Origin of the sequence: Arcicella aurantiaca (assembly GCF_003148625.1) — a bacterium.
In the GTDB taxonomy this organism is placed as follows: domain Bacteria; phylum Bacteroidota; class Bacteroidia; order Cytophagales; family Spirosomataceae; genus Arcicella; species Arcicella aurantiaca.
Window position 1 is genome coordinate 39,273 of record NZ_QGGO01000029.1, and the last position, 25,151, is coordinate 64,423.

Consider the following 25,151-nt stretch of genomic DNA (forward strand, 5'->3'; position numbering starts at 1 on the left):
CACAGTGACAATGCACAACATTTCAAATATCTCTTAAAATGGAGGAGCAAGAAGATTTTGACAATTTATATAGTTCAAAACTCCCCAACTTTGCCAACAATGATTGGCGGGCGTTGGAGGGACAATTGGAACGACATGACCTTAAACGCCAACTAAAAAAATTGATGTGGGCGTTGCCTGCCATAGGAGGAATCATGCTGGCGGTATCAAGTGTTTTATATTATCAATTAAATAGAACACGAGAACAAGTCAAAACACTGGAAAACAGACTGGTAAGTGCTTATCAACAACAGCGAAATAAGTCTGAGATTAGTCCACAAAAAATAATTATACATGATACGATTTATAAACAGGTAATTATTAGACAGATAGTCCATGAGAATACTTCTCAAAATCCAGAACTAACCAATAATCAAAACAATATTTATTACGAAAAATATGGAGATAACTCTACTGAGAATCAAATAATTACAGAAAGAGAAAAGTTTGTTGACATTCATCAATTGTCAGGAAAAAGTCCAATTTTAAGTAAAACAAATATTGGCATAACAAATGACTTTTCTAAATACAAAGGTGAGAGTTTTCCGGAAGACTCGGTTGTAGAAGAAAATCATTTTTCGTTAATTCCAAAATCTGTTAGTGTAGGGCTTGTGGGTGGTTTACAATTACCAATGGGTGATTTTTTTAATGGTAGTGGTAATACTTTTGGAGGAAAAACTGTTCTGGGGTATCACAATAAGAAAGGGCAAGAACGTTGGGGAATTGTCTTGGATTATCAACAAAGTAATACCTCTTTTGATATTGACAAAAAAGAGGATATTGATAAGTTAGGACTTCCACCAAAAACAAACCCTAAACCCAATGGAAGTAATCCAAGATTAGAGAAAGTAAATGTTTGTTTTTCATCCTATAAAATAGGGTTAGGATTAAGATACAATTTATTATTCAGTGATAAAATCCGCCCATATTTTGGAACAAGTTGGAATATCCAAATTCCAACACAAGGTTTTGGCGATTATGAGTTCGAGGATTATTTGAAGCCTCGCAAAATATTTCAGCAAGAATCAACAATGCACTTATTGGGTTTAAACGCAGGTGCAAATATTTTCTTGACAAAAAAGTTAGTAGCCAGTGGAGAATTATACTTCCAATCTCAGTTTTTGCATGAAACAAATCCAATTTTCAATGCTACAACTGTTTTGGGAGGACAAGTTGGATTAAGTTATCGTTTTGGCAATTAAATTCTATATTTATTAGTCATATTCAATCTCAAAAGTTTATTTAAGGCTTTGCCTTTTTAAGATTCTCAATTCTTAAATATCTAATCATTAACCATAAAGTCAACAAAATGAATATTTCAAGTCTAAAAAAGACCTTGACTGGCATTGTATTGCTTAGTGTTTTGTTCAATACGCAAGCTCAAGAAGTCAAAGAAAATAAAAAAGAGGATAAGCCAGAACCGATTTTTGGAACTGTGTTAGAAAGAAAAATATTAAAGGATTCATCTAAAAAACATACGCCATTTAATCCATTAAAACCTGCTTTTTTCAGAATTGGTGCGATGGGAGGAAGCGTAATTGCATTTGATAATTCAAGTAATGATAATGTTGGAGGAACAATTGGGCTTAGAATTGAATATGGCTTTTCAAACAGAATTTCATTAGTAGCTGATTTTCAAGGAAATAGAATCAACAATACTACATTTTCAAGAGGTCAATCTTCTTTAGGAATTAATTGGATGCCATTTAAAAGTAGAAGATTGCAACCGTTTTTTGGAGCAGGTGCGGGTATTGGAAGAGATGGATATGGATTCGGGCGTTTTGATGATGATAGACGTGGAGGTTCAAGACCATTTGATAATGATTTTAATCGTAGAGGAGTTCAAGGATTTGCGTATGCAAGAACTGGCTTAAATTATGTACTTGCTAAGAAATTACTTGCTATTGGAGAAGTTTCTTATCAATTACCTTTTGATAATTCCACATCGAACGGAGGGGTTGCATTGAGAGTGGGATTAGCTTATCAATTTGGAAAAAACAAGAAGTAAAAATCAAGTTTTAATAATATAGAGTTTAAGTGTTTTGTAAACGTCGTAGAGATTCTCCACGACGTTTATTTTTTGTAGAAAACGTAAAAAGGGTTTGAAATATTATTTAACATTTCAAACCCTTTTTCATTATTTTTCGGACTTATATACTTATTGACGCAAGCTAAATTTGCGTCAATAAGTATATAAGTCCGTTATTTTTTACTGATTTAAACTCGCTCAATAATAACGGCATAGCCCATTCCTACGCCAATACACATTGAAATTAAAGCGTATTTTTTGTTTTGTTTTTGTAGTTCAATACTTGCGGTTTGAATAATGCGAGTACCTGACATTCCGAGTGGATGCCCTAAAGCAATTGCCCCACCGTTTGGATTCACTCTTGGGTCATTATCAGCAATTCCTAAATTGCGAGTAACGGCTAAGCATTGAGCTGCGAAGGCTTCGTTAAACTCAATAATATCCATATCATCAAGGGTTAAACCTGCTTTTTTGAGTGCTTTTTGAGATGCACCAACGGGTCCAATTCCCATAATGCGAGGCTCTACTCCTACTATTGCCGAAGATACAATTCTTGCTTTTGGTGCTAAATTATAAGTTTTAATAGCATTTTCTGAAGCTAAAAACATGGCTGCTGAACCGTCATTTAATCCTGCGGCATTTCCAGCGGTTACACTCCCTCCTTCTTTTTTGAAAGCAGGTTTTAAAGTTGCTAATTTTTCGAGTGTTGAACTTGGTTTTACAAATTCATCTTTATTAAAAACAATTGTTTCTCCTTTTTTCGGAGAAATTTCTACACCAATTATTTCTTCGGAAAATCTACCTGATTGTTGTGCTTTTGCAGCTTTTTGTTGTGAATTATACGCAAATAAATCTTGGTCTTCTCGGCTGATATTATACATTTCAACCAAGTTTTCAGCAGTCATTCCCATCGCATCTGTTCCATACATTTTTTGCATTAAGGGGTTGATAAAACGCCAACCAAAACTTGAATCAAACATTTGAGCGTCGTTCCCGAATGGTTTTGAAGTTTTAGAAATTACCCAAGGACTACGGGTCATGTGTTCCATTCCTCCCGCAATCATGATTTCGGCATCACCCACTTGAATACTTCGAGACGCATCAACAACCGCCGACATTCCCGAAGCACAAAGGCGATTGACCGTTTGAGCAGGCACAGAATACGGCAAACCCGCTAATAATGTTGCCATACGAGCTACATTACGGTTGTCTTCTCCCGCCTGATTATGATTGCCTAAAATGACTTCATCAATCATTTCTACGGGGATATTCGGGTTTCTTTTGACTAATTCTTTGATGGTCAAAGCCGCTAAATCATCAGCTCTGACAGTTGATAAACTTCCTCCAAAACTACCAATGGGCGTTCTGACGGCATCTATGATATATGATTGATTCATTGATTTCTTGTATTAACTTCCCGAAAGTTTTAGAACTTTCGGGAAGTTTGTCGACAGTTAATTTTTATTCCAAATTTGCAATACACACTACCCTAATTTCTCAATAAAATTGGCACTCGTTTTCGCTCTTACGTCTTCCAAAATCGCATTCGGCATCAACTCAATTAGTGTCAATTTCCCTGCTGGATAAGCAAAAACGGCTAAATCTGTGATGATTAAATCAACAACGCCTGCGGCAGTTAGTGGCAATACACAAGAAGGCACAATTTTAGCAGAACCATCTGGATTTGTGTGCGTCATAGTGATGATTAAACGCTTTGCCCCTTTGGCTAAATCCATTGCACCCCCAACGCCCAAAAGCGGTTTATTAGGTACTGCCCAATTGGCTAAATTGGCAGATTCGTCACACTCCAAACCGCCCATAATGGCAACATCGATGTGTTTTCCACGAATCATAGCGAAAGAATCCGCACTATCAAAATAGCTACTTCCTTTCAAAGCTGTTACGGGAATTTTACCTGCATTTACGGGATAATCCATTGCTCCTCCTCCATCGGTTGGGACTGGACCAACACCCAACATTCCGTTTTCTGTATGTAAAATAATACCGTGTTCTTCAGTAATTAAATCAGCAACTAAGGTTGGAATACCGATTCCTAAATTCACAACATCTCCTTTTTGTAATTCTTGCAAAGCACGTTTTGCCATGTTCATCCTATTTTCATCTACTTTTTTGGAAGATGAAACAGAAGCTGACGAACCTAAATCTTCAAGCGTGATTTTGGCTTCGACTAAATAATCTACAAAACAACCTTGTGTATGGATAAATTCGGGAGCTATTTCGCCAACGGGTACAATTTCTTCCACTTCGGCAATAACTAAGTCGGCAGCGGTTGCCATTGCTTTATTGAAATTATTTTCGGTCATTCGGTATTGTAAATTTCCTGCGGTATCGGCTCTCCAAGCACGAATAAAAGCTACATTTCCACGAATTCCTTTAATAAAAACTTGCTCTTCACCATCAATAATTTTGGTTTCACGACCTTGTGCAATTAACGTTCCTGCTGATGTTGGCGTGTAAAATCCACCAATACCAGCACCACCCGCACGAATCGCCTCTGCAAGGGTTCCTTGTGGGAGAAGTTCATATTCTACTTGTCCACTTTGAGCTGCTTTTACGGCATCTGGATTGGACGTAAAAAATGAACCAATCATCTTTTTGAGTTGTCCATTTCTTAATAAACGCCCTCCGCCAAGTCCTGCTTCTCCTGTATTATTGCCAATAAAAGTTAAGTTTTTTGTACCGATTTCAGCCAATGCGTGCATTAAGTGAACGGGGTTTCCTGTCATACCAAAACCACCTTGTAGCAAGGTGTCGCCATCTTTCACCATTTTGGCGGCGGTTTCTAAATCTATAATCGGAACTTGTTTCATTAAAGATTGTGTTTTTGATTTAATTTCAATAATTTAGTAAAAAAAGCAGCATCATGGTTACTTATCGTCCTATTGATGAGGTTATTAACTTCATCACTTCATTTCCGAAACCCGAAGATGTTTTGGCATACAAAGCACCCGAATCTATTCAAAAAAGGGTAGAAGATTTACTGTATAAAAAGCAAACATCTTTTTTAAATGATGATGAAGTAGAAGAAATGAATAAATTCATGCTAATTAATCATATTATTATTATGGCTAAAAAAAGAGCTAAAAAAACATTACTTGTATGAGCAGATATATTTCTGAACTTCATAGGAGTTTTGTGATTAAAAGAGCGACTCAATGTTGTGAATACTGTCATTTAGAAGATGATGTCAATTATATTCCTCATCAAATTGACCATATCATTAGTCTTAAACATGGTGGAAAAACTGAATTAGAGAACTTAGCATATAGTTGTTTTTCTTGTAATAATAATAAAGGAAGTGATATTGGCACAATGCTTTTGCCAAATATGGAATTTATTCGTTTATTTAATCCACGTTTAGATAACTGGAATGAACATTTTGAATTAGCTTATGGAGTTATTTATCCACTGACATCAATTGGCGAAGAAACCATTAAACTATTGAAAATGAACACAGTAGAGAAAATCATGGAACGTAACGTCTAATCTATCCAAACACCTCAAAAGGCAGTCCCACATAATTCTCTGCTATCGTTTTTTGATATGCTTCAGAAATAGTCAAATAATCAAATTTTGATTTTTGTAACAGGCTTTCAAAACTTCCTTCTTCTGTTTGTTTATGACAGAGATAAGTCATAAAGTTTGAGAAATCTTGCACTCTCCAAACTCTTGCCAAACACTTTTTAGTATAATTATTTAGTCCTTCTTCACTTCCTGATTGATAAAAATCGACCAATCCATTGGCTAAATTATGAATATCGGCAACCGCCAAATTCAAGCCTTTTGCCCCAGTTGGTGGCACAATATGAGCTGAATCTCCTGCTAAAAATAAGCGTCCAAATTGCATATTATCAATCATGAAACTACGCATGGGCGTGATGCCTTTTTCAAAGATTTCACCACGATTGAGTTTCATTTCAAGGCGATTTTCGAGTTCATCCCAAATCATTTCATCCGACCAATTGTCAATCGAATCATCGTTGGAAACTTGCAAATACAAACGTACAATTTTCTCTGAACGCAAACTTGCCAACGCAAAACCGTTTGAATGATAGGCATAAATTAGTTCGTCGTAAGCGGGTTTTGCATACGCTAAAATTCCTAACCAACTGAAAGGGTATTCGATTTTATATTCTTTGTAAGAGTCTTTGGGAAGGGTTTTACGAGCCAATCCATGAAAGCCATCACAACCGCCTACAAAGTCACAAGTCAATACATTTTCTTCTCCATTTTGAGTAAAATAGATATTCGGGTTGGAGGTTTCTAAGTCGGTAATTTTAGTAGCTTCAGCTTCAAAAATGATAGATATATTGCGTTCTAAACACGCTTTTACTAAATCTTTCACTACTTCTTGCTGACCATAAATAGTCACTTCTTTTTGCGTATGCTTTTGAAAATCAATCCGTTGACTTACACCATTATAGTTAATATAACATCCATGATGTACTAATCCTTCTTGATGTAATCTATCTGAAACATTAAGGCTATCGAAAACCTCTACGGTGTTATGCTCCAACAAACCTGCACGCACACGATTTTCAATATATTCTCTGCTTCTATTTTCGATAATGACTGATTCAATGCCGTTTTTATGCAACGAAAGTGCCAGCGTAAGCCCAGAAGGTCCTGCTCCGATGATACCGACTTTGGTTTTAATTTGATTCATCTTGCTAATAATTTATAGATAATTCTTTGAAAACATCCAGTGCCAAATGAAAAGCATCATTGGCAGCAGGCAAGCCACAATATATGGCTGATTGCATAATTACTTCTTTAATTTCGGCAACAGTTACACCATTATTAAAGGCAGCTTTTACGTGCATTTTAAACTCTGCTGGACGGTTCAATGCAATGAGCATTGCCATCGTTATTAAGCTCTTTTCTCGCTTGGCTAATTCGGGACGAGTCCAGATTTCCCCCCAAGCATATTTTGAGATAAATTCCTGAAAATCAGCATTAAAATTATTAATAGTTGCCGTAGCTTTATCGACATGAGCATTGCCTAAAACGGTACGTCTAACGTGCATTCCTTTTTCAAAAACGGTTTGCCCTGCAATAAATTCAATGATAGTTTCTGCAAATTCTTTCGGTAATTCGGTAGCCGATAAGTGCCGTGCATGAAGAACTCTAAGATGAGAAGCGGGAATTTCATTGGCAATAAATTCGGCTTGTTCTACATTAGTTACGGGGTCTTCATCGCCTGTAATTACTAAGGTTTCAACGGACACTTTTTGTAATTCTTCTCTAAAATCTGCATCACGAATAGCCGCACAACAATTGCAATATCCTGTTACATTACTTCGCAAAAACATGGCGTGCGTTTGGGCTACTCGTTGAGGATTTTTCACTCTAAAATCTTCGGTAAACCATCTTTCTATTGTGTCGTCCACAATAGCTTGCATTCCGTTTGCTTTTAGCGTTGTGATTCTTCCGTTCCATCTTTCATCATTCCCAATTTTTGCTCCCGTATTGCACACAATGAGTTTTTTGATACGATTTGGATAGTTCAAACCCAACCATTGCCCGATTAATCCACCCATAGAAAGTCCACAAAAATAGGCTTCTTGAATATTGAGTTGGTCTAATAAATCAATGACATCTTGACCTAAAATTGCAATCGTATAAGGAGAATCAACGCCATGTTCTACGCTTCCACCGTGTCCACGAGTATCGTATTGTAAAACTCTGAAATAAGGAAGTAAATATGGAATTACTTCGTCCCACATCATCATTTCAGAACCCAAAGAGTTAGAAAAAACTAATACTGGGCTGTTGGGTGTTCCCTGAATTTTATAGTTTGTTTGCATCTTATGCTTTAAGCGGTACGCTATATGTTATATGCTTTTACTTTCTGAAACTTATGCCTAAAGCCTATTGCTTAGAGCCTATTGCCAATATTGAATCAATAATTTCCAAACTCAAACCAATTGAATTTTCAGGTTTGAAGAGTTCGTCTAATTCGTTTTCGGATAAATCAACGGATAATTCTATCAGTTTTTCTTTCAAATGTTTACGTTCCGAAACGGCTGATTTACAGGCATTTTCTACCAATTCATGAGCCGCTGATTTCCCAATTTTTGAAGCTAAAGCCAGAGAAACGTTTTCGGCATAAATCAAACCTTTCGTGATTTCGAGGTTTTGTAACATTCGGTTTTCCTCTACTTCCAAACCTTCTATTAATTCAATGCTACGCTCTAATGTTCCTGCGGTGAGTTGCATAATATCGGTCAAAACTTCCCATTCCGAATGCCAAAGTCCTGCCGAACGCTCATGTTCCTGTGTCATTCCAGTAAGCATCGTTGCTACCAAATGCGGTACTCGATTAGCATTTGCCAAAATTGCCGTTGATGTAACTGGATTTCGTTTATGGGGCATCGTACTTGACCCCCCTTTTCCTGCTGCGGCACCTTCAAACACCTCACCTACTTCCGTCTGCATTAATAATGTAATGTCTTTGGCAATTTTACCCAAACTTCCATTCAAAATTCCTAAAACAGCCGCAAACTCAGCTAAATTATCCCGATTGGTATGCCAAGAATTTGCCGTTTCTACATCCAGAATCACCGCAAAAATATCTTTTACTCTTGGGCTTATTTGCTGATTCTGACTACCAACTGCTCCTGATAATTGAAGCATTAAAACTCGTTTTTTAACTTCTTCAATTCTTGCTTTTGAACGAACAATACCCTCTAACCATAAAGCCGTTTTTAAGCCAAAAGTGATTGGTTTTGCTTGTTGTAAAAGCGTTCTTCCAATCATAAAAGTATTGCGATGCTTTTGTGTAATGGCTATCAAATGATGTTCTAAAAGCCCTATTCTTTCCTCCAACCAATCAATAAAACCTTTGATTTGCAAAACCGTAGCCGTGTCCACCACGTCTTGACTGGTTGCTCCTAAATGTACGTATTTAGCCGCTTCAACGTCTTTCTTTTTAACTATTCCCGTCAATTGTTTTACCAACGGAATGGCTGCGTTTCCACTCAATTTTATATCAGACTTTAGTCGTTCAAAGTCGATAAAATCAGTATGACAACATTGCTCAATTATCTCAGCAGCCGAGTCAGGAATAATTCCCTCCTTAGCTTGAGAAACCGCTAAAACGGCTTCAAATTGTAGCATTGTAGCCACTACATTCTTATCAGAAAACAGTTCGTTGATTTCGTTAGAATAGAATATTTCGGAGTATAAGCTCATATTTCAAAAAAGACTGTTTCGTTTTCGCCCTGCATATAAATATTAAACTCGTATCCTGACGACGAACCGCTTGCCCCATTTTTCTGAGCAATCAACGTTTTCCGTCTTTCTTTTTCAACAGAATTTAAAACTTCGTCTTTTTCATTAAGTGCTACTTCGTCAGAAAAATAAATCCTTGAATATGAATGAATTAGCTGCCCACGCATGAAAATTATTACCGATAAATACGGAGCTTGTCCATTCACCGACTTGGGTTTGATAGTATGAAAAATGAATCTACTTTGCGAGTCAGTTCCTGTTCCGAATCTGCCAAAAAGTTGATTTTCACCATCATTTTGCCAAATCTCAATCATGGCATCAGGAATGACATTATTCTCACCATCAAAGACTTTCCCAACAATGGTTATTGCCTCTGGATGTTCAGTTGGATTAACCATTATGTTACCCACTAAACTTTTGAAATTATATAAATATTGCTCAGGCGTAAGGCTATAAGCGAAATATGGACCTACGGTTTGAGATGGAGTCTGTTTCATTTTGGAATTACGATTTACGAATTACGAGTTTTGAATTATTTTTAATTTTCATTCATAAATCGTAATTCGTCATTCTAAACTATTGTTTTTCAAATGGTGTTGCGTTGTTTCCTCTCAATACAAAATCGAAACGATAACCTAAGGCAAAATTGGGTTCGGTAATTGATAAGTCGAATTGAGAAATTAACAAATCACGTCCTTTGGGTGGAACAGCCAAATAAATTGGGTCGTATTGTAAAAGTGGGTCACCCGGAAAATACATTTGCGTCACCAAACGATTGGTAATATTTGCCCCAAACAAAGAAAAGTGAATGTGGTTTGGTCGCCAAGCATTAGGGTGATTTCCCCAAGGATACGCCCCCGGTTTGATGGTATAAAATTTATAATTTCCTTCCGAATCCGTCATGCAACGCCCCGCACCCAAGAAGTTAGGGTCGAGCGGAGCATCATGTTGGTCAACTTTATGCACATAACGCCCGCATGAATTAGCTTGCCAAATTTCGATTAAAGTATTCGGAATCGGGCGACCGTTTTCGTTCATTACTTTACCATGAACAACAATTCTTTCGCCCAAAGGCTGACCGTTTACGATTGAATTTTTGGTTAAATCATGGTCAAATTCGCCTAAATTAAAATCACCAAAAACAGGCCCAGAAAGTTCTGATAATGACTGTTTTAAAAGCACCAAAGGCTTGGTTGGCGACCGTAAAATAGTCGATTTATATTCGGGTGCTAAATACGGAGGATGAACTTCTCTATCAAAAAGATTATAAATTATATCGCTCATTGATTCAATAATTATTTGGTTTGAATTCTATGCAAATGTATAAGGTTGTAAAAGGTTCTTGTTGGATAAATTGAAATAAAAATTGCACAATTCAAACATTTAATCAATATTTGAATTGAAATAATACCAGAATTTGCATTATTGAAACATTCATGAATAATAATTTGCTCAATTTTAAAGGTTTATATGGGGATAATCAGTCATCGCCCCTACCCGAATTTATCCACCTCGAAGCCTTAGAATTGAGAAGTAAAGTGTATGATTGGGAAATTACCGAACACCTTCACACCGATTTAATTCAGATTTTCATTTTCTCTTCGGGCGAAGGTTTATTGATTTCTGAAAACAAGAAAATTGCCTTAAATACGCCTTCCATTTTAATGATTCCTGCCAATACTTTACATGGTTTTGTGTTTCAGTCAAATATCTGTGGCGATGTGCTTACTTTTTCAGAATCTTTTCTTGAAAATATCTTTAAAAATTCCCCTCACGTGACTTTGGGTTTAAATAATTTGAAGAACTTTTCTTTCGAGACAAACCTCAAAAGTTTTGAAGAAATGCAGTATTTGAAGAACAAAATTGAAGAAGAATTGCAAACAGAAAATCTTGAGAAACAAATTTCATTACGAGCTTTTTTCCAACTCTTTTTTGTGAATCTGTATCGTTTGAGTTTGCAAAATGACAATCAAATTTCAAAGTCGGACAATAGAACGATTGGGTATTTTCAGGCTTTCCAAAAAAGTGTAAAACAGTCGCTTCATGAGTCAAAATCTATCAACGATTACGCCCAAGAACTGAATATTACGGCGGTGCATCTTAATAGAATTTGTCAATCGTTGGTACAAAAATCAGCCTTACAAATTGTACATGAATATTTGGTAAATGAAGCGAAAAAATATCTTTTAAACACATCTCATTCCATCGCTGAGATTTCTTATTTTTTAGATTTTAAAGACCCCGCCTATTTCACCCGACTTTTCAAAAAGCAAACGGGTTTATCACCGAGTGAATTTCGGAATAGTAATAAGTAATGAATTTGGTTACTGGAAATTAGTTATTGGTGGATTGGTCTTCGTAAAATAACCCTAAATACTTGATAAATTTGAATTTTAATCGGCTATCTATTTAGTAGAATTAGAAATCCTATTTAGTAGTTTTTGTGAACGCTGTCAGGTTTGACCCCTGACTGCATTAGTTATAATCAACTTCAAAATCTAAATCTTCCTCTCCAATTTCATAATAACTTTTTCTTATCAAAAACTCAAGAAACAAGTATTGGACTTTTAAATGATTAAAATTGAATTTTGCAAGACATTTTAATTCATTATTGGATTATCATTTTTGAAATTATTGGTTCAACTACAATAATAAAGTTCAAAAAGCCTTTTAAATGGTTTGGAAGCACAAAAGCAATTCAGATTTCTAATCTGTTAAATAAACGCTTAGACAGGTTTAAAACCTGTCCTACTTATGCCAAAAACAGGCTTTTCTAATCAGATTTATTTATTGAACAAACGGTTATTTACCAGTATAATTTCAAAATATTCTTGTCAAAACATTTTAATTGAAAATAATTATGAAGCGAATTATCAAAGAAGCAATTGCTTTATTTGAAGCAGAGTCGAACGATAAAAAAGTAAGAGAAACCGTTGAAAACCTCATTAACGAAGTAAAAACGGGTGGAGATACCGCCGTAAAAGCATTGTCTGCCAGATTAGATAATTGGTCGCCCGAAAGTTTTAGACTTTCTCCAGAGCAAATCGAAGGTATCATGGCAAGTTTGCCAGCACAGGTAATTGAAGACATCAAATTTGCCCAAGCACAAATTAGAAATTTTGCCACGCATCAAAAAAATGCTTTGAAAGACATTGAAGTCGAAACACTTCCCGGAGTTTTCTTGGGACACAAAAATGTACCTGTCAATAGCGTAGGTTGCTATGTTCCGGGTGGACGTTATCCGATGGTTGCCTCCGCACACATGAGCGTACTTACCGCTAAAGTTGCGGGTGTGAAACGTGTTGTAGCGTGTACTCCGCCCATCAAAGGCGAAATTCCAGCGGCAACTGTGGCAGCTATGTATTTGGCAGGTGCAGACGAAATTTATCTTTTAGGTGGCGTACAGGCAATTGCGGCAATGGCTTTGGGAACAGAAACAATTGACTCAGTTGATATGATTGTGGGGCCGGGAAATGCTTACGTTGCAGAAGCAAAAAGACAATTATTTGGCAAAATCGGCATTGATTTATTGGCTGGGCCAACCGAAACTTTAGTGATTGCCGATGAAACCAGTGATGCCGAAATCTGTGCCACTGACTTACTCGGACAAGCGGAACATGGACCAACTTCCCCTGCTATTTTATTGACAAATTGCGAACAATTGGCTTACGATACTATCAAAGAAGTTGAACGCCAATTGACTATTTTACCAACGGCTGATGTGGCAAGCATCGCTTGGAGAGACTACGGACAAGTTATTTTGGTGGATAGCATTGATGAATTGGTAGCAGAAGCCGACATCATTGCAAGCGAACACGTACAGGTTATGACTGCTGACCCACGTTATTTCTTGGAAAAAATGACCAATTTCGGAGCTTTATTTCTCGGAAAATATACCAACGTAGCTTACGGAGACAAAGTAATTGGAACAAATCACACGCTTCCAACCAAGCACGGAGCAAAATACACAGGTGGTTTATGGGTAGGAAAATTCATGAAAACGTGTACGTATCAAGAAGTAAGAACGCCAGAAGCAAGTGCTATGATTGGTGAATATTGTTCAAGATTATGTGCTATTGAAAACTTTGCAGGACATCAAGAACAAGCGGATATTAGAGTGAGAAGATATAAAGCTATTTCGTAAATTCGATTGAATACACTGTTTAATAAGTTATTAGGGAAGTCTAATTTTCTGAAAGAACTTCTCGAAAGTGGAAGAAACTTTCGAGAAGTATAAAGCCCCGACTTCACTTCCCGAAAGTTATTTTTACTTTCGGGAAGTTCCCTTAAAACTTATTAAACACTATATTTAATCGAACAAAACTTTGGTATAAAATACTCTTCAAAATCTTAAATTATGGAAAAATCGTCATCAAGAAAAATCGTCTTAGTAACAGGCGGAGCAGGCGAAATTGGCTCTGCTATTTGTAGAAAATTCGCAGAAAATGGCTTTGATGTTGTCATTACCTATAACTCAAATTCTCAAAAAGCAGAAGCTCTGTTAAGCACTTTGCCTGAAGGAAATCATACGATTTTTCATGCTCCAAATACCGATGCAGAAAAAGTAAATGCTTTGAAACATTTGGTGGCTGAGAAATACGGAAAATTAGACGTTTTGGTGAATAATGCAGGCATCACAACGCCTGTTCCCCATGATGATTTGGAAGCATTAAGCGATGAATGGATTGACAAAATTATGCAAACCAATTTCAGAGGAACGTTTGCCATGAATAGAGCTTTTAAAGATTTATTGATGAAATCAGAAGAAAATACTGCTCTGATTGTCAATATTTCATCTATTGCAGGTATTTATGGAATTGGCTCAAATGTAGCGTATTGTGCCTCAAAAGCCGCTATTGATTCTATGACTCGTTCTTTAGGAAGAGCTTTAGCTCCGAAAATCAGAGTGGTTTCGGTTTCTCCCGGATTTGTGGAAGGTGAATATACCAAGAATTTTGACCCTGCATTTTTACAAAATCAAAAGGAAAATACACCACTCGGACGTTTTGCAATGAATGAAGACGTAGCCAACGCCGTTTTTGCCGTCGCAACGCAACTGACTTTTTCTACTGGAAATATCATTACAGTTGATGGTGGAAGGCTTTTGAAGTAGGACAGGTTTTCAACATGTCAAATGGACGTGATAGGTTGGAAACTTAAGATAAGTTCGCAAAACGGTAAACGCTTTTAAACCTGTCAAATGGACGTGATAGGTTGGAAACCCGTCCTACTGGATAAAATTAGATATTATTGACAGGTTAAAAACCTGTACTACTTGTAAATCAAAAACATTAACCTCCCAAACGGGACTCAATATGAAAATAATCGACCTTTCTGTAACCATTTCAGAAGAAATTAAAGAGCCACTTCCTACCAAAATCGTCTATGAAGACCATAAAGAAGGAGCTAAAAAAATGGGTGGAAAATTGTTTGAAGGCATCGCAGGTGATGTTTTCATCAATGGAAATGGACCTGCGGGCGAATTCCTGACGGTAACAAGTCACTGCGGAACACACGTAGATGCTCCTTACCATTATTACCCAACTTGCGAAGGCAAACCATCAAGAACCATTGACGAAATGCCTTTAGATTGGTTTTTTCACGATGGCGTTGTGCTTGATTTTACGGACAAACCAGACGGCTATATGTTTGAGCCAGAGGATTTAATAGAAAAATTAGCAGCGATTAATTATACGTTGAAACCTTTTGATATTGTTTTAATTCGTTGCGATGCAGACAAAAGACTGCATGATGATGACTTTGTAAAAATCCACGTGGGGGCTTCCGCCAAAGCTACACATTGGTTGATTGACCAAGGCATTAAAGTAATGGGAACTGACGGTTGGGGTTGGGATATTCCCTTGCATATTCAAGCGGCAGATTACAAAGCCAATCCAAGAGATGGCGTAATTTGGCAAGCTCATTATGTCGGAATTGAAAAAGAATATTGTCAGATTGAAAAATTGGCAAACTTAGACCAATTACCTCCATTCGGCTTTAAAGTTTCTTGTTTCCCTGCCAAAATCAAAGCAGCAAGTGCAGGTTGGACAAGAGCCGTAGCCATTATTGAATAGTGATTTTTGAAGAAAAAATTTAATTCGTTGAATTTTAAGTTAATTTTATCGAACGAATAAATTATAAAATCAAATGAAACTATGTACTTCCAACGGAGTATAATAATTTCAAAATCAAACACATACCCAATGACAAAACGTATTATTACCGCCCTCATTTTATCGAGTTGCTTGCAACCCGTTTTTGCCCAAAAGAAATGGACAGAAACAACTAACGGAACTTTTAATATCATCAAAAATCAAGGTGGGCAGACCTTGGGATATTCGCCCAATTCAGGCATAAAAGTTTTGACAGTCAGCGGCTTAGCCTTCAAAGATTTAAACAAAAACGGAAAGTTAGATAAATTTGAGGACTGGCGTTTGCCCATTGATGTACGTGCCAAAGATTTAGCTTCAAAACTCAGTGTTCAAGAAATTGCGGGATTGATGCTTTATTCTTCGCATCAATCTTTACCTGCACGTGCGGGAGGATATTTTGCAGGAACTTACAACGGAAAGCCATACAAAGAAGGTGAAGTTGACCCTTCTGACTTAACTGACCAGCAAAAACAGTTCTTGAAAGATGATAACCTCCGCCATGTGTTGGTTACTACGGTTCAGTCGCCAGAAGTGGCTGCCAAATGGAATAACAAATTACAAGCCTATTGCGAAAGTGTGGGCAATGGTATTCCTGCCAACAATAGTACAGACCCACGTCATGGCACAAAAGCCAAAGCCGAATATGATGCGGCTTCGGGTGGTGAAATTTCGATGTGGCCAAGTTCTTTGGGAATGGCAGCCACTTTTAAACCAGAATTAGTTGAGAAATTCGGACAAGTAGCCGCTGCTGAATATCGTGCTTTGGGTATTACAACGGCACTTTCTCCACAAGTTGATATTGCCACAGAACCACGTTGGAGCAGATTTAACGGAACATTTGGCGAAAGTCCAGCCCTTTCAGCAGAAATGGCTCAGGCATATTGTAACGGTTTTCAAACGTCGTTCGGAGCAAAAGAAATTGCGAACGGTTGGGGTTTGGGTAGCGTAAATGCGATGGTAAAACACTGGCCCGGTGGCGGTGCTGGCGAAGCAGGACGTGATGCACATTACGCAAACGGAAAATTTGCGGTTTATCCGGGTAATAATTTTGACGCACATTTGATTCCTTTTATCAACGGAGCATTCAAATTGAAAGGTAAAACAGGGATGGCTTCTGCTGTAATGCCTTACTATACTATTTCTTGGAATCAGGATAAAAAGAACGGCGAAAATGTAGCAAACAATTATAACAAGTACATTATCAACGACTTACTAAGAACAAAATACGGTTACGATGGCGTAGTTTGTACCGACTGGCTCGTTACAGGCGACCACAAAGCAATGGATGTTTTTATCGACGGAAAATCATGGGGCGTTGAAAAACTTTCTTTGGCAGAACGTCACTACAAAGTTTTGATGGCGGGCGTTGACCAATACGGAGGAAATAATGATGCTAAACCTGTTATGGAAGCCTACCAAATGGGTGTAAAAGAACACGGAGAAGCTAAAATGAGAGCCAGAATGGAACAATCTGCGGTGCGTTTGTTGCGTAATATTTTCAGAGTTGGTGTTTTTGAAAACCCATATTTGAATGTAGAAGAAACCAAAGCGACCGTTGGAAAACCTGAGTTTATGAAAGCAGGTTATGAAGCTCAATTACAGTCGATTGTGATGTTGAAAAATCAACATTCTACCTTGCCAATTGTAGCTAAAAAGACGGTTTATGTGCCAAAAAGATTTGTACCTGCAAGTCATAATTTCTTAGGAATGGAATCTCCTGCTTCAACGGATTATCCTGTAAGTATTGACATCGTTAAGAAATATTACAACGTAACTGACAATGCTGATGAAGCGGATTTTGCTTTAGTTTTTATTCAAAACCCATCGGCAACGATTGGTTATGACAAAGAAGATTTGAAAAATGGCGGAAACGGATACATTCCAATCAGTTTGCAATACGGAGATTATACCGCTACTGAAGCTCGTGAAACAAGTATTGCAGGTGGTGACCCAATGGAAAATTTCACGAACCGTTCTTACAAAAACAAAACAGCAAAAACATCGAATATTACAGATATGACTTTGGTAACTGAAACCAAAGAAAAGATGAAAGGTAAGCCTGTTGTGGTTTCAGTTAATACGACTAACCCAATGATTTTCAGCGAGATTGAGAAAAATTCATCTACTCTTTTATTGAGTTTTGGCGTTCAAGACCAAGCCATTTTAGAAATCGTTGCAGGGAAATCTGAGCCAGCGGCACTTCTTCCAATGCAAATGCCTGCCGATATGATTACGGTAGAAAAACAAGCAGAAGACGTTCCTTACGATTTGAAATGCTATAAAGATAGCGAAGGAAATTCTTACGATTTCGGCTTTGGCATGAACTGGAAAGGTATCATCAAAGACGAACGTACTGTGAAATTTAAGAAATAGTTTTCATTGGCTTTTTTAGCACGCAGATGAGACTCGTCTCATCTGCGTGCTAAAAACCATTTATCACTTGCCAAACAATGAATAAAACTGAAAAAATACCTACGCTCAAACCTTCAGACATGACGAGTTTTCACTCGCATACCATTGATTGGCAACCTGTAATTTCTAACACCAAACATCAATATTTTCATGTCAATCGCTTAGAGAATTTTGTCGATAAAATGACATTTCCATTGCCTCCACATCGCAAAACTATTTGCGATTTTTTGTATATAAAAAAAGGGAATTCTCAAAGAAGTAAAGGCTTAAGTAATTATGAATTTGGCGAATCATCCGTTTTTTTTCTTCCAGCCTATCAAATTACCCAACATCAAAAAATAAGTCACGATTGTGAAGGTTTTTTTTGTCATTTCGACGAAAAGATTTTTCAATTTTTACCTAAAAATTATCTTCACGAAAATTATATTTTCTTCCAATTTCAGTCAAGCCCAATCATCAATATTTCGCCCGAAACTCAGAAACACATTGAGTCTATTTTAGAACGTCTTTTATTAATCTACGAAGACGACCAAGAGTTAAATAAAAACATCATTGCTTCTTATCTTTTAGTATTGTTTGAAGAACTAAAAAAAGAGATTCCGAATCAGAGTAAAAAAACCAAAAATGCCTTTTTTCAAGTAACTGAGCAATATAAAATAGCATTATCTCAGCATATTTATCAAAAGCAAAGCATTACAGAATATGCACATCTTCTTAATATTTCGCCTAATTATCTCAACAAATGTGTCAAGAATTGTACAGATAAAACAGCTCAAGATTTGCTTAATGAAATGTTAATTTTGGAGGCAAAAACACTCCTAAAATATTCTAATTATCAGATAGCTGAAATTGCTGTAAACCTGTGTAACCAAACCCCAAGTAACTTCTCTCGATTCTTTAAAAGTCAAACAGGAATTTGTCCTAAAGAATATGTTGAACTGTATTGATTTTGAATACAATTGAGTTATTTTTGATTCACATTTCTCTCTAATAATAATGACTTTTGTAATGTTTTTTATTGAAATATCACAAAAAAATTATCCCCATGAATACATTATTCTTATTGAGAAAAAACTGTTTTAGTTTATTGCTAATTTTATGTAGCCACATAATTTTTGCACAAAACAATAACCTTTCGGGCAAGGTCACAGACACAAAAGGAGAAGCCTTAGCGGGTGCGTCTGTTACAATAAAAGGAGTAAACAAAGGCACTTTAAGTGACAAAAACGGAGCGTTTACGATTGCAAATGTTGCTGATGGAACAGTCAAATTATCTATTTCGTTTATTGGCTTTTCAACAAAGGAAGTAAGCGTTACTATTCCTCAAACAGCCGCTTTAGCTGTTACATTAAGCGACGACCAGACCTCACTCGAAGAAGTAGTTGTGACAGGTGTTTTTGATAAACGCACTAAAATGAATGCTTCGGTAGCGATTTCCACCCTCAATGTAAAACAAATTGAAGCAGTTGTTCCGAATAGTTCTGCGGATTTACTCAAAAATCTTCCCGGTGTTTATGTAAATACTTCAAGAGGCGAAGTTGGAAATTCAATTTATACAAGAGGATTAAACTATAATGGTGGTTTTTTCTATGTCTCTATGCAAGAAGACGGCTTACCTGTGATGGGTATTTCAGGACTTATCCAACCAGATGCTTACCTCAGAGCAGATGCTACTATTAATAAAATAGAGTCTGTAAGAGGTGGAACTGCCAGTATTTTAGGACCAAATGCTCCTGGAGGTATCTTTAATTATGTTTCAAAAACTGGCGGACAAACCTTTGCAGGTGAAGCTCGTGCCAGATTTGGATTGGAAGGCAATGGGAAAAACCCATATTATCGTGCTGATTTTAACGTTGGAGGTCCTCTTTCTAAAGATAAAACCTTGACTTTTAATGTAGGTGGGTTTTATAGAAGTGCTGATGGGCCTAAATATCCGGGGTATAAACTTAGCTATGGCGGACAGGTAAAAGCAAATATTATCAAAAATTATAAATCGGGTTCGTTGAAACTTTATGCCAAAGTTTTAGACGATAATACAGCACAGTTTGAATATACTCCTTCAATAGATTTCCAAAATCCACGACCAGCGGGTAGTTTTACTAATACAAGCTCAACTTTAATTCAGTCTCAACAATTCACTATTTTAAAAGCTGTATCAGGAGCATCAAAAGATATTAATTACGATACTCAGAAAGTAGGTTCATACGATGAAAAATCTATTGGATTAAACTGGGAACAAACTTTTGGTGAAGGCTGGACTTTCAACAACAACTTCAAATTTTCAAACAAAGACAATATTAGTCAAACAACGGCAGTTGTTTTTCCTTTCAGAGTTGACCAAGTGGTATTTTATGGTGTAAGTGGCAACGTTGCAAAATTTGGAACGTATGAATTCTACAATCCTACAACGGGACAAAGCTACGGAACTGTGCAACAATTACCCCCAACACCAACGAGTGGAGGTATTCGTTTTATTCCAAGTAATTTGAGTTTGCCGGGTGGAGATGTTTTACAAAATGCAGTGTTTTATAATCCAAATCCGTATGGAGAAGTTAGCATGAATGATTTTATCGACCAAGCTACTATTTCTAAAAAATTGAAAAATATGACCTTTACGGGTGGTTTGTATTATGCGTCAACAAAGGCAAATCGTTTCTCAATGATTCCAGCAGGACAAAGTTTTGCAACAATTGAAGACCAACCAAAGACTGTGGCAATCAGATATACCAATTTGGCAGGAACAAAATTTGAACTTACAAACCCTAATGGAATTACCAATTTTGGAGGAAGTGGCGTTTACGAAAACGAAGCAAATATTAAACAAACAGCCTTGTTTTTGGGACACAACTGGGATATTTCTGAAAATTTAAACTTCGACTGGGGTATTCGTGCCGAAACATTCAATATTAAATCAAGTTTTATTACGCCAAAACGTGTTACTCCTGATAGCCCAACTGGTGCAGATGGCAACGCAACAACGTTATACGATAACCGCTTGTTTACGGCTAATCCAACACAAAGTTTTGAGAAAACTTTATCATTTAGCGACGTAATTTCATATTCAATGGGATTAAACTATAAAATCCATGATGGATTGGCAGTTTATGGGCGTTATTCTCAAGGACGAAAAACCCCTGATTTAAGTTACTTCATGGATATTGCCAATCAGCAACTTACGTCTAATATTTCGGTAGAAGCTCAAGATATTAAAATGGCAGAATTGGGGGTAAAATATAGAAGCAGAAACTTCAATTTATTCCTAACACCATTCTATACTTTGGCAGGAAATATTCCAAATTTTCAAATTTTCCAAAATGTTGATGCTACTTATTATGCTCCTGCACGTGTGTACCAAAAAATCGAGACAAAAGGTTTAGAATTGGAAGGAAATTATGTGTTCAACAAAAACTTCAGCCTTCGTGTTGTAGGTATTTTACAGTCTTCGGTGGCAAAAGAATTTAGCGTTTGGTTAGCAAAAACTAATGGAGCTGCTGATGACGAAAAGGTAAGTTATGACGGCAATCAAAATGATAATATCGGTAATATGTTTACAGTAACGCCAACTTATAGCAACGATAAATTCACGGCATCAATCAACTGGCAATATATGGGTAAGCGTTGGGCTAACGTTGGAAATGCGTTTCAATTACCTTCATTCAATTCATTTGATTTGAATACTTCGTACAAAATCACGAATAAAATACAAGCCAATTTATCGGTCAATAACCTTTTCGATACTTATGGAATCATGGGCTGGGCGGCACCTGGTGGTTTTCCAGCATCTTTAGATACACAAGGATTTACCAAAGCAATGCTTGATGCCAACCCACAAGCAATTTATGCAACATTGCCAATTATGCCAAGAGCCTATTTCTTGACAATGAGCTATAAATTTTAAGGTATTTTCATCAATAACCCAATAGAGATAGCTTGTGTAGCTATCTCTATTTCCATTTTGAATACTTGATATTTTCCAAAATCAAACATATTTTAATCAGATGAAAAAAGGACTTTTTAGTTATGAAAATGGCATAGTGCTTTTAATGGCTCTAACCTTCGGTTGTTTGTTTTTTGACCGTTTGGCACTTAATTTTTTGATGCCTTATGTTGCCAAAGATTTGAATTTGAACAATACCCAAATTGGGCTTTTAGCAGGTGGATTATCTTTAACTTGGGCATTTTCGAGTTTCTTTTCTACGGCTTGGGCAGAAACCAACAACAAGAAAAAACTCGTTTTTATCATTGCTGTATTTACCTTTTCAGTTTGTTCTTTTGGTTCTGGTTTTGCTCTTTCATTCACAACATTATTATTAGCTCGTTTAGTAATGGGTTTTGCCGAAGGGCCTGTTATTCCATTGGCTCAAAATTTTGTTGAAAGAGAATCTTCCCCAAATCGTTTGGGACTCAATGCAGGTATTTTACAAGCTTTTGGCTCTGCTTTGTTTGGGTCAATTTTAGCACCTGTTTTGTTGGTTCAAATTGCCGAAAATATGGGCTGGAGAAATGCCTTTTATATTGCAGGTGTTCCGGGTTTACTTTTTGGTTTATTGGCGTGGTTTTATGTAAAACCCTCAACGGCAGAAAGTGTTGGTAACAAAAATGACTCTTCTCTCAATATTTCAGAATTACTACAATACAACAATATCAAATGGGGTATTCCTGCGGCTTGTTGTGTATTTGGTTGGTGGTTTTCAACGCTTCCATTTATTTCAAGATATTTCGTAGAATCGCAAGGAATGTCGGCTGACCAAATGGGTAAAACGATGGGCTTATTAGGTGTTTCGGGGCTTGTTTCTTCTGTGATTGTTCCTGCTTTATCAGATAAAATTGGCAGAAAACCTGTTTTATTAGGAGCTATTTCTTTGGGCATTTTGTACGCATTTGCTGTGTATTTTCTCAAAGGGTCTGCACTCCAATTACCCGCTATTTTCATTACCTATTTCACGATGGGAACTATCCCAATTGTAGCGGCAGTCATTCCTTCGGCAACTGTTCCTGACCATTTAAAGGCAAAAGCTATTGGTTTAGTTACGGCAATCGGTGAAATTGTTGGAGGCGTTTTGATTCCAGCTTTGGCAGGTATTTTATCAGACAGTATCGACCCGTCGGCATTTCTTTGGGTATCGTCTGTACTGGCTGTTTTGGGAATATTTTTTGTATCGAAGCTTAAATGAAAATTGATGCTCGAAATTCGATGTTTGATGTTCGAGATATTCAATTAAGATTAGCCAACTCTTAAAGAGTTAGCTAATCTACAAAAGAACTATTTTATTCCCTTACCAAGAGGAAAATCATAAAATTCAATTTCAAAATATAGATTATGAAAAAATTAATTCTGCCATTTTTAGGCATTTCAATGTTTTTTTCGGCTTGTAAAACTACCTCTACCGAAAATACAAAAGAGCCTTTTCTTTGGGGCGTAGCTACTGCTGCCTACCAAGTGGAAGGTGCATATCAAACCGATGGCAAAGGCGAATCTAAATGGGATTTTTTGACCAATAAAGTTGGCATTACTCAATTTATGACTGGAGAAAAACAAACAGGCAATGTTTCTATCAATATGTACGACCGTACTCAGTACCTCAAAGACATACAATTGATGAAAGAATTGGGCGTAAATGCTTACCGTTTTTCGTTGGATTGGAGCAGAATTATTCCCGACGGAACGGGCAAACCTAATGAAGTAGCCCTAAAACATTACGATGTTTTGATTGATGATTTAATTGCCGCAGGTATTGAGCCGTTGGTTACCATTTATCACTTCGATTATCCTGCGGTGCTTTTGCAAAAAGGCGGTTGGGGCAATCCAGAAATGGGAAATTGGTATTATAATTATGCCAAATTGGTGATTGACCGTTATGGCAAAAAAGTAAAGAAATTTATCACTTTCAATGAGCCGTATATTGAGTTTTTCTTGGTAGAAAACATGATTACGTCAGACCCTAAAAAACCACTGAGTAAGGAGTTTTATTTAAGCCAAATGCAAAAAGCTCATAGTCAATTAATGGCAAATGCAAAGGTGATAAAATACCATCACGACTTAAAGCTAAACGGAGAAATTGGAATTGTTCTTAACGTAAATCCTGCGGCTCCGTGGGATGCTAAAAATTCGGCTGACATTAAAGCGGCTGAATTTCAGGATATTCTCATCAATGGTATATTTTTAGACCCGCTTTACAAAGGAAAATATCCTAAAATGGCTTTGGATTCTTTGGCAAAATACAACCCGACTTTCAAGCCAAGCAAAGAAGATATGGCTTTTATTGGCTCACAAAAACCTGATTTCTTGGGCATTAACTTTTATGCCCCTGCCGTTGTGAAAGGCGAAGATTCGGCAATGTCCTTAAAATGGCTTGACAATAACCCTGATGCAGATTCTGTAAAATCAAGCGTTGGTCCAGTCATGCCCGAATATCTTTATAAAATGCTTATCCGTTTGAAAAATGACTATGCCAATCCAAAAGTTATCATTACCGAAAATGGGGCAAGTTTTAAAGGCGAAGACGTAAAAGTGAATAACAAAATCAAAGACCCTTTACGAACAGACTATATCTCACGCCATATTGATTGGGCATTGAAAGCCAAAAAAGAAGGAGCAAATCTAAACGGTTACATCGTTTGGAGTGGTTGGGATAATTTTGAATGGGTTTCGGGTTATACAAAGCGTTTGGGGCTTATTTATGTAGATTTCAAAACCCAAGAACGTACCCCTAAACAAAGTTTTTACGACTATCAAAAAATCATAAAAGAGCATAAGGATTTGTAGAATAAATGGTATAATTACTGCGAAATTAAATAGATTTTTAAGAATCAAATCCGAAAAATAAATGATACGACACTCCGTAATTCTAAAACTCAAAAACACGCTCAGTCAAGACAATAAACAAGCATTTTTTGATGCCGTCGATACACTTGTGGAAATTCCAAATGTTCAAAAATTTGAAGTTTTAAAACAGACGAGTCAAAAAAATAAATTTGAGTATGGAATCTCTATGGAATTTGATAATCAAGAGCAGTATGACCATTATTCAAACCACCCAATTCATCAGCTTTTTATTCAAAATTTTTGGATGAATAGCGTAGAAGATTTTTTAGAAATAGATTATGAAAAAATGGATTAATATCATTTTCCCCAAAAATATACTACTAATTTATGATGAAGATAAATAGTATTTTAAAAAGACAAGATTGTACAGGACGGTCTTCATATTAACATTTTGCAATTTTATCTAAGAAACCTCATAGATTTCAAAATCTATGAGGTT

Annotated in this window: 21 protein-coding genes; 14 read left to right on the top strand and 7 right to left on the bottom strand. The window is 36.6% G+C overall.

Translation table 11 applies throughout. The annotated features are described in order from the left end of the window. Positions 1–38: 38 nt before the first annotated feature. Both LV89_RS20120 and LV89_RS20125 read left to right on the top strand, forming a co-directional pair. The gene (locus tag LV89_RS20120; protein WP_109744722.1) at positions 39–1,241 is read left to right on the top strand and encodes a hypothetical protein; all 1,203 of its coding nucleotides are present in this window, start codon (positions 39–41) and stop codon (positions 1,239–1,241) included. Positions 1,242–1,348: 107 nt separating this feature from the next. After that, a complete protein-coding gene (locus LV89_RS20125; protein ID WP_109744723.1) occupies positions 1,349–2,047 on the top strand; it encodes a hypothetical protein in 699 nt (232 codons plus the stop codon). A gap of 209 nt (positions 2,048–2,256) precedes the next feature. On the opposite strand, the gene pcaF is transcribed toward LV89_RS20125, so the two are convergent. Further along, positions 2,257–3,465 carry a 3-oxoadipyl-CoA thiolase gene (pcaF, locus tag LV89_RS20130; protein WP_109744724.1) on the bottom strand — a complete coding sequence of 403 codons (1,209 nt, stop codon included), beginning with the start codon at positions 3,463–3,465 and terminating at the stop codon, positions 2,257–2,259. Positions 3,466–3,552: 87 nt separating this feature from the next. Beyond that, complete coding sequence (locus tag LV89_RS20135) at positions 3,553–4,899, bottom strand: 3-oxoacid CoA-transferase (protein ID WP_109744725.1); 1,347 nt, start codon at positions 4,897–4,899, stop codon at positions 3,553–3,555. A gap of 53 nt (positions 4,900–4,952) precedes the next feature. On the opposite strand from LV89_RS20135, the gene LV89_RS20140 reads away from it, so the two are divergent. Further along, positions 4,953–5,192 (top strand): hypothetical protein, encoded by a 240-nt coding sequence (locus LV89_RS20140; protein WP_109744726.1) that lies wholly within the window; start codon positions 4,953–4,955, stop codon positions 5,190–5,192. Next, positions 5,189–5,575 (top strand): HNH endonuclease, encoded by a 387-nt coding sequence (locus LV89_RS20145; protein WP_109744727.1) that lies wholly within the window; start codon positions 5,189–5,191, stop codon positions 5,573–5,575. Before LV89_RS20140 ends, LV89_RS20145 begins: the two co-directional genes overlap by 4 nt. Position 5,576: 1 nt before the next feature. On the opposite strand, the gene LV89_RS20150 is transcribed toward LV89_RS20145, so the two are convergent. The 5 genes from LV89_RS20150 to pcaH form a co-directional block, all read right to left on the bottom strand. Continuing rightward, the gene (locus tag LV89_RS20150; protein ID WP_109744728.1) at positions 5,577–6,755 is read right to left on the bottom strand and encodes a 4-hydroxybenzoate 3-monooxygenase; all 1,179 of its coding nucleotides are present in this window, start codon (positions 6,753–6,755) and stop codon (positions 5,577–5,579) included. Positions 6,756–6,759: 4 nt separating this feature from the next. Beyond that, on the bottom strand, positions 6,760–7,896 hold the full coding sequence (gene pcaDC, locus LV89_RS20155; protein ID WP_109744729.1) for a bifunctional 3-oxoadipate enol-lactonase/4-carboxymuconolactone decarboxylase PcaDC: 1,137 nt from the start codon (positions 7,894–7,896) through the stop codon (positions 6,760–6,762). A 64-nt stretch (positions 7,897–7,960) separates the two neighbouring features. Beyond that, positions 7,961–9,283 (bottom strand): 3-carboxy-cis,cis-muconate cycloisomerase, encoded by a 1,323-nt coding sequence (gene pcaB / locus LV89_RS20160; RefSeq protein ID WP_109744730.1) that lies wholly within the window; start codon positions 9,281–9,283, stop codon positions 7,961–7,963. Beyond that, positions 9,280–9,819: a protocatechuate 3,4-dioxygenase subunit alpha gene (gene pcaG / locus LV89_RS20165; protein ID WP_109744731.1), complete on the bottom strand. Its 540-nt coding sequence runs from the start codon at positions 9,817–9,819 to the stop codon at positions 9,280–9,282. The genes pcaB and pcaG overlap by 4 nt, the downstream gene beginning before the upstream one ends. Before the next feature lie 79 nt (positions 9,820–9,898). Then, on the bottom strand, positions 9,899–10,606 hold the full coding sequence (gene pcaH / locus LV89_RS20170) for a protocatechuate 3,4-dioxygenase subunit beta (RefSeq protein ID WP_109744732.1): 708 nt from the start codon (positions 10,604–10,606) through the stop codon (positions 9,899–9,901). A gap of 152 nt (positions 10,607–10,758) precedes the next feature. On the opposite strand from pcaH, the gene LV89_RS20175 reads away from it, so the two are divergent. The 10 genes from LV89_RS20175 (at position 10,759) to LV89_RS20220 (ending at position 25,007) form a co-directional block, all read left to right on the top strand. After that, the gene (locus LV89_RS20175) at positions 10,759–11,637 is read left to right on the top strand and encodes a helix-turn-helix domain-containing protein (protein WP_109744733.1); all 879 of its coding nucleotides are present in this window, start codon (positions 10,759–10,761) and stop codon (positions 11,635–11,637) included. A gap of 545 nt (positions 11,638–12,182) precedes the next feature. Next, positions 12,183–13,466: a histidinol dehydrogenase gene (hisD, locus tag LV89_RS20180; RefSeq protein WP_109744734.1), complete on the top strand. Its 1,284-nt coding sequence runs from the start codon at positions 12,183–12,185 to the stop codon at positions 13,464–13,466. 213 nt (positions 13,467–13,679) lie between these two features. After that, positions 13,680–14,435, top strand: a complete 756-nt coding sequence (locus tag LV89_RS20185; RefSeq protein WP_109744735.1) for an SDR family NAD(P)-dependent oxidoreductase — start codon at positions 13,680–13,682, stop codon at positions 14,433–14,435. Positions 14,436–14,637: 202 nt separating this feature from the next. Beyond that, the gene (locus LV89_RS20190; protein WP_109744736.1) at positions 14,638–15,396 is read left to right on the top strand and encodes a cyclase family protein; all 759 of its coding nucleotides are present in this window, start codon (positions 14,638–14,640) and stop codon (positions 15,394–15,396) included. A 129-nt stretch (positions 15,397–15,525) separates the two neighbouring features. Continuing rightward, on the top strand, positions 15,526–17,847 hold the full coding sequence (locus tag LV89_RS20195) for a glycoside hydrolase family 3 protein (RefSeq protein ID WP_109744737.1): 2,322 nt from the start codon (positions 15,526–15,528) through the stop codon (positions 17,845–17,847). A 77-nt stretch (positions 17,848–17,924) separates the two neighbouring features. Beyond that, positions 17,925–18,833 carry a helix-turn-helix domain-containing protein gene (locus LV89_RS20200; protein WP_109744738.1) on the top strand — a complete coding sequence of 303 codons (909 nt, stop codon included), beginning with the start codon at positions 17,925–17,927 and terminating at the stop codon, positions 18,831–18,833. 98 nt (positions 18,834–18,931) lie between these two features. Then, on the top strand, positions 18,932–21,784 hold the full coding sequence (locus LV89_RS20205; protein ID WP_109744739.1) for a TonB-dependent receptor: 2,853 nt from the start codon (positions 18,932–18,934) through the stop codon (positions 21,782–21,784). 100 nt (positions 21,785–21,884) lie between these two features. After that, positions 21,885–23,060: an MFS transporter gene (locus tag LV89_RS20210; RefSeq protein WP_109744740.1), complete on the top strand. Its 1,176-nt coding sequence runs from the start codon at positions 21,885–21,887 to the stop codon at positions 23,058–23,060. Positions 23,061–23,206: 146 nt separating this feature from the next. Next, on the top strand, positions 23,207–24,652 hold the full coding sequence (locus tag LV89_RS20215; RefSeq protein WP_211321242.1) for a glycoside hydrolase family 1 protein: 1,446 nt from the start codon (positions 23,207–23,209) through the stop codon (positions 24,650–24,652). Positions 24,653–24,713: 61 nt separating this feature from the next. After that, a complete protein-coding gene (locus LV89_RS20220; RefSeq protein WP_109744741.1) occupies positions 24,714–25,007 on the top strand; it encodes a Dabb family protein in 294 nt (97 codons plus the stop codon). Positions 25,008–25,151 lie beyond the last annotated feature (144 nt).